At 70.9% G+C, this 13,411-nt stretch carries 13 protein-coding genes; 8 read left to right on the top strand and 5 right to left on the bottom strand.

Annotation, left to right across the window (positions count from 1 at the left end; genetic code table 11):
- Positions 1-29 precede the first annotated feature (29 nt).
- Genes VHA73_11045 through VHA73_11035 form a run of 3 tightly spaced genes read left to right on the top strand, consistent with a single transcriptional unit; the run spans position 30 to position 2,472 of the window.
- Complete coding sequence (locus tag VHA73_11045; protein ID HVX18557.1) at positions 30-809, top strand: SDR family oxidoreductase; 780 nt, start codon at positions 30-32, stop codon at positions 807-809.
- A complete protein-coding gene (locus VHA73_11040; GenBank protein ID HVX18556.1) occupies positions 806-1,261 on the top strand; it encodes an OB-fold domain-containing protein in 456 nt (151 codons plus the stop codon). Before VHA73_11045 ends, VHA73_11040 begins: the two co-directional genes overlap by 4 nt.
- Positions 1,261-2,472 (top strand): lipid-transfer protein, encoded by a 1,212-nt coding sequence (locus tag VHA73_11035; GenBank protein ID HVX18555.1) that lies wholly within the window; start codon positions 1,261-1,263, stop codon positions 2,470-2,472. Before VHA73_11040 ends, VHA73_11035 begins: the two co-directional genes overlap by 1 nt.
- Before the next feature lie 40 nt (positions 2,473-2,512).
- Here the strand turns inward: VHA73_11035 and VHA73_11030 are convergent, their stop codons facing one another.
- From VHA73_11030 to VHA73_11010, 5 genes are all read right to left on the bottom strand, one after another.
- Positions 2,513-2,938 carry a hypothetical protein gene (locus tag VHA73_11030; protein HVX18554.1) on the bottom strand — a complete coding sequence of 142 codons (426 nt, stop codon included), beginning with the start codon at positions 2,936-2,938 and terminating at the stop codon, positions 2,513-2,515.
- Between the two features lie 68 nt (positions 2,939-3,006).
- Positions 3,007-4,026, bottom strand: coding sequence for a ribosome small subunit-dependent GTPase A (gene rsgA, locus VHA73_11025; GenBank protein HVX18553.1), 1,020 nt, complete (start codon positions 4,024-4,026; stop codon positions 3,007-3,009).
- Between the two features lie 122 nt (positions 4,027-4,148).
- On the bottom strand, positions 4,149-4,931 hold the full coding sequence (locus VHA73_11020; protein HVX18552.1) for an SDR family oxidoreductase: 783 nt from the start codon (positions 4,929-4,931) through the stop codon (positions 4,149-4,151).
- On the bottom strand, positions 4,931-6,121 hold the full coding sequence (locus VHA73_11015) for an acyl-CoA dehydrogenase family protein (protein HVX18551.1): 1,191 nt from the start codon (positions 6,119-6,121) through the stop codon (positions 4,931-4,933). Before VHA73_11015 ends, VHA73_11020 begins: the two co-directional genes overlap by 1 nt.
- Complete coding sequence (locus tag VHA73_11010) at positions 6,122-7,024, bottom strand: SDR family NAD(P)-dependent oxidoreductase (protein HVX18550.1); 903 nt, start codon at positions 7,022-7,024, stop codon at positions 6,122-6,124.
- 156 nt (positions 7,025-7,180) lie between these two features.
- Here VHA73_11010 and VHA73_11005 point away from each other — a divergent pair, with 156 nt between their 5' ends.
- Genes VHA73_11005 through VHA73_10985 form a run of 5 tightly spaced genes read left to right on the top strand, consistent with a single transcriptional unit; the run spans position 7,181 to position 13,397 of the window.
- Entirely contained in the window at positions 7,181-8,296 is a 1,116-nt protein-coding gene (locus tag VHA73_11005; protein HVX18549.1) for a DUF5666 domain-containing protein, read from the top strand.
- Positions 8,293-9,657, top strand: a complete 1,365-nt coding sequence (locus tag VHA73_11000) for a biotin/lipoyl-binding protein (protein ID HVX18548.1) — start codon at positions 8,293-8,295, stop codon at positions 9,655-9,657. Before VHA73_11005 ends, VHA73_11000 begins: the two co-directional genes overlap by 4 nt.
- A complete protein-coding gene (locus VHA73_10995) occupies positions 9,657-10,373 on the top strand; it encodes an ABC transporter ATP-binding protein (GenBank protein HVX18547.1) in 717 nt (238 codons plus the stop codon). The genes VHA73_11000 and VHA73_10995 overlap by 1 nt, the downstream gene beginning before the upstream one ends.
- Positions 10,370-11,605, top strand: a complete 1,236-nt coding sequence (locus VHA73_10990) for an ABC transporter permease (GenBank protein HVX18546.1) — start codon at positions 10,370-10,372, stop codon at positions 11,603-11,605. The genes VHA73_10995 and VHA73_10990 overlap by 4 nt, the downstream gene beginning before the upstream one ends.
- A gap of 1 nt (position 11,606) precedes the next feature.
- Positions 11,607-13,397, top strand: a complete 1,791-nt coding sequence (locus VHA73_10985) for a biotin/lipoyl-binding protein (protein ID HVX18545.1) — start codon at positions 11,607-11,609, stop codon at positions 13,395-13,397.
- Positions 13,398-13,411: the final 14 nt, after the last annotated feature.

The raw sequence follows: 13,411 nt of genomic DNA, 5'->3' as shown, positions 1-13,411 counted from the left end.
TTCGGCACGGTAGTTCACGAGGTACGGCGATGACGATCCAGCTCGACCTGACCGGCCGTGTCGCCGTGGTCACCGGCGGCACCCGCGGAGTGGGTCTCGGGATCACCGACCGGCTCCTCGCGGCCGGGGCCACCGTCGTGACCTGTGGTCGCACCGAACCCGCCCCCGACGCGCTCCCCGACGGCGCGTCCTTCGTGGCCTGCGACGTGCGCGACCCCGAGGCGGTCGACGGTCTCGTGACCGGCATCGTCGACCAGCACGGATCGCTCGACATCGCGGTGAACAACGCCGGCGGGTCCCCCGCAGTCCCCGCCACCGAGGCGTCGCCGCGCTTCACCGACGCGATCGTGCGCCTGAACCTCCTCGCCGCGATCCATGTCGCCACCCGCGCCAACGCGCAGATGCAGACCCAGGCCGGCGGCGGTGTCATCGTGAACATCGGCAGCCGCTCGGGAATGCGCGCCACCCCGCTGACCGCGGCGTACGGCGCCGCGAAAGCCGCCCTGCTCAACCTCACCGAGACCCTCGCCATGGAGTGGGCGCCGAAAGTCCGGGTGGTCGCGGTGTCGGCCGGGATCGTCCGCACCGAAGGGTTCGAGGACTACTACGGCGGGCCCGAAGGTGCCGCCGCCGTGAGCGCCATGGTGCCGATGGGGCGCGTGGCGGAGCCCGCCGATGTCGGCAACGCCGTGGCGTTCGTCGCGTCGCCGCTCGGCGGGTTCATCAGCGGCGCGAACCTGGTCGTCGACGGCGGCGGCGAGCGGCTCGCGTTCGCGCAACACCTCTCCACATCATCAGGAGCGCAATGAGCAACCTCACGAGAGTTCCCGCGGTCGGGGCAGAAGGCTGGTTCACGTACGACACGGCAAGCCCCGCGCTCGTGGGCCAGCGGTGCGACGGGTGCGGCACGTACGTGTTCCCGAAAGCGTCGGGCATGTGCCGCAACCCCGACTGCACGAGCACGTCGTTCACCGAGGTCGAGCTGTCGCGTCGCGGCACGGTCTGGTCCTACGCCGACGCGCAGTACCAACCGCCCTCGCCGTTCGTGGTGCCGGGGCCCGAGTTCGAGCCGTACGCGCTGGCCGCCGTCGAGCTCGCCCACGAGGGGCTCATCGTGTTGGGTCAGGTCGTCGCAGGAGTGGGGGTCGACACCCTCAAAGTCGGCCAGGAGATGGAGCTCGCGGTCGAGCCGCTGTTCGCCGACGACGAGCACGAGTACCTGGTGTGGAAGTGGGCGCCGGTCGGGCAGGAGGCGAGCTGATGGTCGACACGCAGTCCGTGGTCGTCCTCGGGGCGGGCATGCACCCGTGGGGCAAGTGGGGCCGCAACTTCGTCGAGTACGGCCTGGTCGCGGCGCAAGCCGCGCTCGACGATGCCGGCGTCGGCTGGCGCGACATCCAGTTCGTGTCGGGGGCCGAGACGATCCGCAACGGCTACCCCGGCTTCGTCACCGGCGGCACCATGGCGCAGGCGCTGGGCTGGACCGGCTGCCGCGTGGCATCGAGCTACTCGGCGTGCGCGTCGGGCGCCACCGCGCTCGACGCCGCCCGCACCCGCATCCTCGCCGGCTTGTGCGACGTGGCCCTCGTGGTCGGCGCCGACACCACACCCAAAGGGTTCTTCGCGCCCGTTGGCGGCGACCGCCCTGACGATCCCGATTGGCTGCGGTTCCGCCTCGTCGGCGCCACCAACCCCAGCTACTTCGCGCTCCACGCCCGGCGCCGCATCGACCTGTACGGCGCGACCCCCGACGACTTCGCGCTGGTGAAGATCAAGAACGCACGTCACGGTCTCGAGAACCCCAACGCGCGGTACCGCAAGGAGGTCACCGCCGCCGACATCGCCGCCTCGCCGATGGTGTCGAACCCGCTGCGACTGCTCGACATCTGCGCGACCTCCGATGGCGCCGCCGCAGTGGTGCTGTGCTCGACCGAGTTCGCCAAGCGCCACGCATCGGCCGCCGGCACCTCGGGCGCGCCCGTGCGGATCGGCGCGGTCTCCACGGTGACGCCGAGCTACCCCGACACCACCATGGACCTCCCGTATCTGGCCACCGACTCGTCGGCTGCCGCGCCGGCGCCGGCCCGGCGCTTCAAGGCCACCATCGCCCAGGCGTGCTACGAGGAAGCCGGTATCGGGCCCGACGACGTCGACGTCGCCGAGGTCTACGACTTGTCGACCGCCCTCGAGCTCGACTGGTACGAGGACATCGGGCTGTGCGAGCCCGGTGAGGCCGAGAAGCTCATCCGCAACGGGGAGACCACCATCGGCGGCCGCATCCCCGTGAACCCGTCCGGCGGGCTCGCCTGCTTCGGCGAGGCGATCCCCGCCCAGGCGATCGCCCAGGTGTGCGAGCTCACGTGGCAGCTGCGAGGCCAGGCCACCGGCCGTCAGGTCGAGGGCGCGCGCGTGGGCGTCACCGCCAACCAGGGCCTGTTCGGCCACGGCAGCTCCGTGCTGCTGGTGCGCTGACGCCCTGCCGCGCCAGCGCGGCGCGACGCGGGCCGGTGGGCTACTGCGCGGGAGCAGGTGGCGCGGGCGGTACCGGCGCCGCGCCGCCACCCTGGCTCTGCGCGAGCTCGGCGTCGGCGGCCTCGACATCTTTTTGGAAACGCTTGTGGACCCACACGCGCTTGCCGAGCGCATTGGTCTGGCCCCACAATCCCGACATCGGACCGAGGCGGGTGGCGCGTGGCAGCACGGCTTCGGGGTTCTCGCTCTTGGGCTTCGACGGCACGAGCTTCGACGCCCGCAGCACCGTGATGCTCTGGTCGGTGACGACGAAGATGTAGTACTTCCCGCCGATCAACATGATCAGCGAGCTCACCAACACGAGGTACGGACTCGGGCCGGTCTGTCCCATGAACACGTGGCGAATCTGCTCGCCTGGCTGCAGGAACGGTTGTGCTCGTTCGACCAGCTTGTCGCGAAGGGCCATTCGTCATCTCCTCCAGCAATGGACGCCGAGATCTTCGCGCACCGCGCCCGCTTGCGCGCACACGGCGGTCAGCGACGGGGCCTCCCGGGGCGCCGCGCCGCCTGGGCTTCGGGCGAGACCAACGCGTCGAACTCGTCGTTCAACTTCTGCCAGTTCGCCACGCGGTCGGGATCGACGTCGCCCGCCTCGACGGCCGCGCGGATCACGCAACCCGGCTCGCTCGAGTGCGTGCAGCTCGAGAAGCGACAGTCGGCCGCGAGGTCCTCGAGGTCGCGGAAGGCCAGGAACAGGCCGTCGTCGACCTCCCACAGCCCCATCGAACGCAAGCCCGGTGTGTCGAGCAGGACCCCGCCGCCGGGCACCGACTTCAGGTGCCGGTTCGTGGTGGTGTGCCGTCCCTTCAAGTCGCGCTCGCGGACCGCGCCAGTGGCCAGCACGTCCTCGCCGATCAGCCGGTTGGCCAACGTGGACTTGCCGGCACCTGACGGCCCGAACAGGACCGCGGTGGCATGCGGGAGCTCAGGAGTGGACAGCTCCCGGCGCAGCTCCTCGATCCCCCGCCCGTCGGTCGACGACGTGACCACGATGCGGTGTCGCGCGCCGACCCGTAGCTGCAGCCCGGCGACCACCTCCTCGAGGTCGAGGGCGGGGTCGAGCAGGTCGGCCTTGGTGACGACGACGATCGGCTCCGCGCCGCTCTGCCAGGCAGTGACCAGCTCGCGGTCGATGCGTTCGGGGTTGAGGGGCTTGTCGAGGCCCGCCACCACGAAGACCACGTCGGCGTTGGCGGCCAGCACGTGCGGCCGCGCGACGCCGCGGCTGCGGTGTCGCACCAGCGTCGACCGGCGCGGCAGAACCGCCGCCACCTGGAAGCGCGGGTCGTCGTCGACCCCGGCCGTGAGCGCGACCCAGTCGCCCACCACCGGCAGCTCGGACGCACCCGCGAAGTCGTCGCCTTCCTCCGTGGCGACCAGCACGCGGTCCTGCCCTCCTTGCACCACCCGGCCAGGCATCGCACCGTCCGGCGCGACCGCGGCGAACGCGTCGGCCCAGCCGTCGTCCCAGCCGAAGGTCGTGAGCCGCTCCACTGGACCTGCAACCTAGTGGTGCCTGCTTCGCGGCAGCCGCTGGACGTGCGGGGGCTGGCCGCCGCGAGAACCGCTGGTGACGAGCGTCGCTCGACCACGGCGGACTCGCATCCGCCCGGATCTCACGGGTGCTGCGACGACACCGCGACCACTTCGCCGGTCATGTACGTCGAGTAGTCCGAGGCGAGGAACACCATGACGTTGGCGACTTCCCAGGGCTCCGCCGCCCGCCCGAACGCCTCACGCTGCTCGAGCTCGGCCAGCAGCTCGTCGCTCGTGACCTTCGCCAGGAACGGGTGCATCGCCAAGCTCGGCGCCACGGCATTCACCCGCACGCCGTGGGGTGCCGCCTCGATCGCCGCGCAACGGGTGAGGGCCATGACCCCCGCCTTGGCCGCGGCATAGTGGGCCTGGCCCTGTTGCGCGCGCCAACCGAGCACCGACGCGTTGTTCACGATGACGCCGCTGCCGCGCTCGTACATGTGGCGCAGGCCGGCCCGCATGGCGCGGAACGTGCCGTTCAACGTGACGTCGATGACCTTGTCCCACTGCTCGTCGGTCATGTCGACCAGGTCGGACGTTCCGCCGAGTCCGGCGTTGTTGATCAACACGTCGATCCCGCCGAAGTGGTCGACCGCGCCGGCGAACAGCGCCGCCACGTCCGCCTCCTGGGTGACGTCGCACCGCACCGTGCCGGGCCGCTCGCCTGCCACCTCGGCGAGCGCGTCGGCCGCCTCTCCGAGCCGCCGTTCGTGCGCGTCGGAGATCACCAGGCGTGCGCCTTCCTCGGCAGCCCGCTTGGCCACCGCGAACCCGATGCCCGTCCCGGCAGCCGCGGTGACCACCACCGTCTTGCCCGCGAGCAGAGCGTGGGCGGGGACGTACTCGGGGGCAGGTGCCGGCATCAGTGCTCCTGGGGTTCGCGCGGGAGCCCGAGGCCCCGCTCGCCGATGATGTTGCGCTGGATCTGGTTCGACCCGGCGTAGATGGTGTCCGAGCGGCTGAACAGGAACAACCGCTGGAGCGACGACAGCTCGTAGCTCACGGGCGCGCCCACGCCGACGAGCGCGTCGGCGCCGAGCACGTCCATCGCCAAGTCGCCGAGCTCGCGGTGCCAGGTGGCCCACGACAGCTTGGTCACCAGCGCTTCGCGCGGCAGTTCGGCGCCGGCCTGGGCCAGAACCCGCAGCGCGGTCCACCGCATGATCCGCAGACCGGCTTCGGCCCGTGCCAGACGTTGCCGCACCACGGGATCGTCGATGCGACCGTTGGCGCGGGCATGTGCCTCGATGCGGTCGAGCTCGTTGCGAAACAGCAGCTGTTGGCCGAGCGTCGACGCGCCGCGCTCGAACGCGAGCGTGCCCATCGCCACCTTCCAGCCGTTGTTGACACCACCGACCACGTTGGCGGTGTCGGTGCGTGCGTCGTCGAAGAACACTTCGTTGAACTCCGACGTGCCGGTGGCCTGGCGGATGGGGCGGACCTCGATGCCGGGCTGGTCCATCGGCACGAGCAGGTACGAGATGCCCTTGTGCTTGGGGGCGGCGCGGTCCGTGCGGGCCAGCACGAAGCACCACTGCGCCCAGTGCGCCAGCGACGTCCACACTTTCTGCCCGGTGATCGACCACTGGTCGCCGTCGAGGTCGGCCCTCGTTGCCACGTTCGCCAGGTCGCTGCCGGCGTTGGGCTCCGAGTACCCCTGGCACCACAGCTCGGTGCCGGCGCGGATCCCGGGCAGGAAACGGGCCTGCTGGTCAGCCGTGCCGAACGCGATGATCGTCGGCCCGGCCAACGTCTCGCCGATGTGACCGAGGCGCCCGGGCCCTTGCGCGCGGGCGTACTCCTCGTGCCAGATCACCTGCCGGGCGAGCGGCAGCCCTCGCCCCCCGGCCGCCACCGGCCAGGCCAGACCGATCCAACCGGCGCGCCCGAGCTCGTGCTCCCAGGCGAGCCGCTCGTCGAACAGCTCGTGCTCGTCGCCGGGGCCGCCACGCCCCTTGACCTCGGCGAAGGACCCCTCGAGCCGCTCGGTCAGCCAGGTGCGGACTTCGTCACGGAAGTCGTCGTCGGCCACGGTCGGGCCGGTGACGGTCATTCAATACCGCAGCCCTGGCGCCCGGACGCCGAACACGTCGGTGGCGAGTTGCTGGCCGAGCTTCGTGGCATCCCAACGGGTGCTGGTCGAGATCGACGGTCCTTCCGCCCAACCCTTCATCAACACGATGTCGGCGCCCACCGCGCGCAGGATCTGGCCGGTCACGAGCTGCGACTCGTCGCTCGCCAACCAGGCCACCAGCGGCGACGACGTGGCCGGGTCCATCGGGTTGAACTCGTCGTCGGGCACGTCGTCGGGCTCGATGACCGTGGGCGCGTTGGGCATCGTGCCCGTGAGACGGGTGGCCGCGGCAGGCCCGACGCAGTTCACGGTGACGCCGAGCTTGTAGAGCTCGAGACTGAGGGTGAGCGTGAGGCCGGCGATGCCGGACTTGGCGGTGGCGTAGTTGGTCTGGCCGAAGTTGCCGACCAGCCCGGCTCCGGACGTGGTGTTGATGACCCGGCCAGTGAAGGTCTCCCCGTTCTTGGATCGCTCCCGCCAGTGGCGCGCCGCGTGATGGCACGGCGCCCAGGTGCCCTTGACGTGCACGCGCAGCACCGCATCGAAGTCGGCCTCGGACATGTTCCAGATGGCGCCGTCGCGGACGATGCCGGCGTTGTTGACCAGCACGTCGAGCTGCCCGTACGTGTCGACGGCCTGGGCGATCATCCGCCCGGCGCCGCCGTAGTCGCCGACGTCGTCGTAGTTGCCGACGGCCTCGCCGCCACGGGACCGGATCAGCTCCACGGTGAGGTCGGCGTCCTTGCCGCTGCCTTCGCCGTGGACCGAACCGCCGAGGTCGTTGACGACCACTTTCGCCCCGTGCTTGGCCAGCTCCAAGGCGTGACCCCGCCCGATGCCGTGGCCGGCGCCGGTGACGATCGCGACCTTGCCGTCGAGCATTCCCATCCTGCGTGCCGCCTCCGTGCGCGTTTCTGACTGAGTGTCAGATCCTAGAGGCGTCGTCGCGCGCACGGAAAGTCCCGGCGCGGTCGATCTTCAGCAGTCTCTCAGGTTGCGCTCTGCGTGCTTTCGGATTCGATCGATAACCAATGAGCCATGACCGACAACCCGCCCCCTTCCGGCGAGCCGCCGCGGCCCGAGCACGATCCTGCGGCTGTGCCACCGGCCGGCGCAACGCCGCCGGACACCGGCCCGCTCCCCGATGCTGCGCCACCCACCGCGACCCCGCCGCCTGCGGCGCCGCCCGACGGCCTGGGGCCCGCGTACCGCGCCGCGGCGCCGGGCGGCACCGCGCCGGTCGCGGCAGCTGAGGCGCCGGCGCCGCCCGCGCCGTCGACGGCGAAGTCGTGGATCATCGCCGGCGTCGTCACCGCCGTGGTCGTGATCGGCGTGGTGCTCGGCGTCACGTTGAGCGGCTCCAAGTCGAAGTCGAAGACGGCGCCGGCCGCCACGTACAGCCAAGACGGCGGCCAGACCCAGTCGAGGTTCGGCCCGGCCGGCGCTCGCGGGGCAGTCGGCAAGATCACCGCGATCAACGGCCAGACGCTCACCGTCAAGGACTCCGCCCCTGGGAGCAGCGCGTCGACCACCAAGGTGAAGACCACCAGCAAGACCAAGTTCACCCAATCGGTCACCGGCAAGATCACCGACATCAAGGTGGGCGACCACGTGACGGCCACCGGCGACGACAGCAACGGCGGGGTGGCCGCGACGCGTGTGGTCGACAACGGGACCACGCAGACCCCGGACTTCCGGGCCCGACGCCAGAACAACCAGAGCAACCAGAACGGCCAGAGCAACCAGGCTGGACCGCAGGGCCAAGGCGGCCAGTTCACGGGCCCACCCAACGGGTCGAACGGGCAGGCCGGGCCGGCCATGACGTTCACGACGGGCACGGTGACGTCAGTCGACGGCACCAAGATCGTCATCAAGGACGCGAAGGGCCAGTCGAAGACGATCACCACGTCGTCGTCGACCACGTTCACGGTGGTGCGCACGGCCAAGCTGTCTGACCTGAAGGTGGGCGACACGGTGATCGCCACCGGCACCCGCTCGGGCTCGACGGTGACGGCCACGACGGTGCGGGAAGGCGACGCCGGCTTCGGCGGACCACGGTTCCAGTTCCAGGGTGGGCAGGCCCCTGGTTCGCAGGGCTCCGGCTCGCAGAGCTCCGGCACGCAGGGATCCGGCACGCAGGGCACCGGCGGATGAGGCGCCGGCTGCTCCAACCGTGGGTCGTGATGCCCACGGTTGCGATCCTGGCGCTGGCGAGTTGGCTCGTGGTCCGCTCGACCACTGGCGGGTCCAACACCTCGACCACGTCCACCTCGCAACTCGTCGCGGCCACCAGCGGCACGATGAGCCAGACCGTCACCGCCACAGGCACGATCGCCGCCGCCGACACCGACGACCTGAGCTTCTCATCGTCGGGCAAGGTGACCGCGGTCAACGTCGCTGCCGGCGACAAGGTGAAGGCTGGGCAGGTCCTTGCCACCATCGACTCGTCGCAGCTCCAAGCGTCGGTGTCGACCGCCGAGTCGACGCTCGCGCAAGCGCAAGCCCAGCTGTCGGACGACGAGTCCTCGGGCGCGTCGTCCGCTCAGCTGTCGGCCGACAGCGCCAAGGTCCAGTCCGCGCAGGATGCGCTCACCACCGCGCAGCAGAACCTCGCCGGCGCGCAGCTGGTCGCCACTTTCGACGGCACGGTCTCGGCCGTGAACCTGACGGTCGGCGAGCAGTTGGGCTCGTCGGGCGGGGGCGGCACCGGCCAGACCGGCAGCGGCAGCGGATCGGGAGGCAACGCCAGCGTCCCGAGCGGTTCCGGCGGCACGGGCGGCAACGGCGGCGATTCGTCGACCGGCTCGTCCACCGCTCAGATCCAGGTCATCAGCACCGGCAAGTACTCGGTGCAGCTCGCCATCAGCGACCTCGACGTCAAGAACCTGGCCGTCGGCCAGACAGCCAACGTCAGCCTCACCACCGGAACGGCGGGCGGGGGCGCCGGCGGCTTCGCGCGACGGTTCTTCGACGCTGGTGGGGCCGCGTTCGGCGGCGGGCAGTCGCCGCAGAGCCAAGGCGCATCGCGCCAGAGCGGCTCGGGCTCGTCCGGTTCGGGCAGCTCGGGGACCGGCAGCGCGGGATCCGGTGCGTCGAGCCTGTCGCAGGTCGCCGCAGTGCAAGGGAAGGTGACGTCGGTCGGTCGAGTGGCCAGCGCCACGTCCGGCGTGTCGTCCTATCCCGTCGTGGTCGAGTTCTCGACCACCTCGGGTGAGTACAACCCCGGCGCCACCGCCTCGGTGAGCATCGTGTACAAGTCGATCCCCAACGCCGTCCAAGTTCCGGTGACGGCCGTGTCGTTCTCGTCGAGCGGCTCGAGCACGGTCACCGTCGACGACAACGGCAAGCGCTCGACGCGCACCGTGCAGACGGGCATCACGTCGGGCGGCATGATCCAGATCACGTCGGGCCTCCAAGCGGGCGAGGAAGTCGTCGTCACGGGCCGGACGGCTGGCGCGGTGCCGACCAGGTCGAACGGCGGCCCCGCCAACTTCACCACGGCCGGGGGCAACTGATGGCGGAGATGATCGCCGACGGGTCACCTCCCGTCATCGAGTTGATCGACGTGACCAAGGTGTATGGGGCCGGGACGCTCGAGGTGGCTGCGGTGCGCGACGTGTCGCTACGGATAGAGCGCAACGAGCTGGCCGCGATCGTGGGCCCGTCGGGGTCGGGCAAGTCGACGTTGATGCACATCCTCGGTGGGCTCGACGTGCCGACCTCGGGGGTCTACCGCCTCGAAGGCCACGACGTGCAGCAACTCGACGACGACCAGCTGGCCGAAGTCCGCAACACGCACATCGGGTTCGTGTTCCAGCAGTTCAACTTGCTCTCGTACTTGACGGCCCAACGCAACGTCGAGCTCCCGCTCGTGTACGCCGGCCTCGATCCTGCCGAGCGCCGGGAGCGGGCGATCGACGCGCTCGCCAGCGTCGGCCTCGCCGACCGGGCGCACCACAAGCCGGGAGAGCTGTCCGGCGGCCAGCAGCAGCGCGTCGCGGTGGCGCGGGCGCTCGTGACGGAGCCGGCGCTGATCCTCGCCGACGAGCCGACCGGCAACCTCGACTCCACGTCCACACGTGAAGTCCTCGACTTGATGGTCGACCTGCACCAGTCAGGGCGCACGATCGTGTTGATCACGCACGAGCACGACGTCGCAGACCGCGCCGGCCGCACGATCCGCATGAGCGACGGCCGAGTGGTCGACGCCGAGGCGGTCGGCGCGCCATGAGGTGGCCCGACACCATCCGCACCGCCAACGAAGCGGTGCGGACCCACCGCTTGCGCTCCACGCTGACGATGCTCGGGATCCTGATCGGCATCGCCGCGGTGATCCTGACGGTCGGCCTGGGGCAAGGCGCGAAGTCGAAAGTCCGCGACCAGATCAACGAGCTCGGCACGAACGTCCTCGTGGTGTCGCCCGGCAGCAACACGAACTCGAGCTCCGGCGTGCGGGGAGGACTCGGATCGGCCACGACGCTGACTGCGGAGGACGCGGCCGCCATCTCCGACAAAGCGGTGGCCCCCGACATCGCCGCAGTCGCGCCGGTGGCCTCCACTGGGGCCAGCCTCATGCAGGGCTCCACCAACTGGACCACCCGCCTCACCGGCACCACTCCCGCGTGGCAGACCGTCCGCTCACGCAAGGTCACCTCGGGACGGTTCCTGACCGACAAGGACGAGTCGTCGGGCGCGTCAGTGGTCGTGCTCGGGCCCGACACCGCCTCGGAGCTCTTCGGCGGCCGGGATCCCGTCGGCGAGACCGTGACGTACGACGGCACCGAGCTCCAGGTCGTCGGCGTGCTCCAGTCGCTGAGCAGCTCCGACGACACGTCGAACAACGACATCGCGATCGTGCCGATGTCGACGTACCAGCAACGGCTCGTGGGCGGCACCTCGCGAAACTCGGTCAGCTCGATCTACGTGAAGGCCACTTCAGCGGGCGCGTTGTCGGCTGCTTATCAGGAGGCCAACGCGACGCTGCTCAACCTGCACCACATCACGGTGCCGACGCAGGCCGACTTCTCGATCGCCACACAGCAGTCGATCCTGCAGGCCGCCACGTCGGTCAACTCGACGCTCACCGTGATGCTCGGTGGGATCGCCGTGATCGCGCTGCTGGTCGGCGGCATCGGCGTGATGAACATCATGTTGGTGTCGGTCACCGAGCGTGTGCGCGAGATCGGGCTGCGCAAGGCCCTCGGCGCCCAGCAGCGCGACGTGCGCCGTCAGTTCCTGGTGGAGGCATCGGTGCTCGGCCTGGCCGGCGGGTTGCTCGGTGTCCTCGTCGGCATCGCCGGCGCGCTGATCCTCCCGCACGTCAGCAGCTCGCGCATCGACTTGTCGGCAACGGTCGCGCTGCTCGCCATCGCGGTGTCGGTCGTCGTCGGGCTGGTGTTCGGCGTCTACCCCGCCTCGCGTGCCGCACGGCTCGCGCCCATCGACGCCCTCCGGAGCGAGTGACATGACCGATGCCAACCCGTTCCCCTCGAGTCGCCGGCCGCAGCGCAAGAAGCGCCGCCTGGTGGTGGCCGGCGCAGCGCTGGTCGCCGTGGGCGCGGTCATCGCCGGCTCGGTCGTGGCCGCCAGTGGGTCCGACTCCGGCTCCGCGTCGTACCGCACGGCGACCGTCGGCCGTCATCCCGTGCAACAGACGATCGACGCCGTGGCGGTCGTGCAGCCGGTTCGCCAGGCCACCGTCGCCTTCCCGGTGAGCGGCACCGTGAAGTCGGTCGACGTCAGCGTCGGCGACACAGTGACGACCGGCCAAGTCCTGGCCGCCCTCGACGCCAGCGCGCTGCAAGCGTCGTTGTCGGACAAGCAGGCCGCGCTCGCGCAGGCCCAGCTCGCGCTGCAGGAGGCTTTGGACGGCCAGAACCCCGGCCTCAGCGGCAGCGGCAGGTCGGGCAGCGGCGGAAGTGGCGCGGTGACCACGTCGGCCACCGGTGCTGCCGTGCCGTTCGACTCGGCCGCGTACACCGCCGGCCCCGGCGGCGGGACCAGCGGCGGGACCAGCCCGAACGGCGGCTCGGGCAGCGGGTCGCCCACGAGCTCGACGAGCAGCGCGCCCAGCAGTGCCGACATCTCCGACGCCCAACAAGCCGTGCTCGCCGCCCAACAGCAGGTCGACCAGGACCTCGCCGCCGCCCAGGCCGCCATCACCAACTCGTCGAACGTCTGCGCAGCGGTGAGCTCGAGCAGCTCGCCGTCGACCAGCGACATCACCGCCTGCCAGCAGGCGCTGCAGAGCGTGATCGACGCGCAGGCCACGGTGTCGAAGGACCAGGGCGCGCTCCAGAAGGCGGTCGACCACCTCAGCTCGCTGCTCGAGCAGGCCGCGAAGGGATCGAGCTCGGGCTCGTCGACGCCGTCGAGCACGCCCTCGACGGGCGGCGCGACCGGCACCGACCGGTCGCAGGGATCCGGCGCGTCGGGCTCGGGCGCGACCGGCTCGAACGGGTCGGCGACGAAGGGCTCGGGCGGCAGTGGTGGCTCGACCGCCCCTTCGGCCTCTGACCTCGTGGCCTACCAGAAAGCCGTCGACGCGGCGAGCGACCAGGTGGCCGTCGCCCAGCAGGCGGTCGCGCAAGCCACGGTGGTCAGCCCGATCGCCGGCACCGTCGAAGCCGTCAACGTGACGGTCGGCAGCTCGGTGAGCGCTGCGTCGACCAGCACGAACATCGTCATCAAAGGCGAAGGCGGCTACGAGGTCACGACCACGGTGGCGGTCACCGACCTCCCCAACCTCGAGGTCGGTCAGGATGCGTCGGTCACGCCCGACGGCCACGCGACGGCCTTGCACGGCCAAGTCGTGGCGATCGGTGTGGCCGGCACCACCAACGCCAGCACGGGCGACACGGTCTATCCGGTGGTGATCGGCCTGCAAGACGACAGCGACGGCCTCACCAACGGCGCGACGGCGAACACGTCGATCGTCACGGCCGCGAGCCGAAACGGCTTGGCGGTGCCGACATCAGCCGTCGAGACGCTCGTCGGGCGCCACTTCGTGACCGTGGTCAGCGGAGGGAAGGGCACGCGCAAAGCCGTGACCGTGGGCGCGATGGACTCGACGTGGACCGAGATCAAGTCGGGCCTCCGCGCCGGAGACCGCGTGGCACTGGCCGACTTGTCCGAACCGCTGCCCGACTCCGCCACGTCGTCGTCGAACGGCACCAACGGGCGCAACGGCGGCATCGTCACGGGCGGGCCGCCCGTGTTCCAGTTCAACCGGGCCCGGTCGGGAGGCGGCGGCTGACGTCGGGCCGGGTT

This window comes from Acidimicrobiales bacterium (assembly GCA_035547835.1).
Taxonomy (GTDB): Bacteria; Actinomycetota; Acidimicrobiia; order Acidimicrobiales; family Iamiaceae; genus DASZTW01.
Note: the sequence above shows the minus strand (reverse complement) of the source record. Positions and strands in the feature narration are given on the sequence as shown.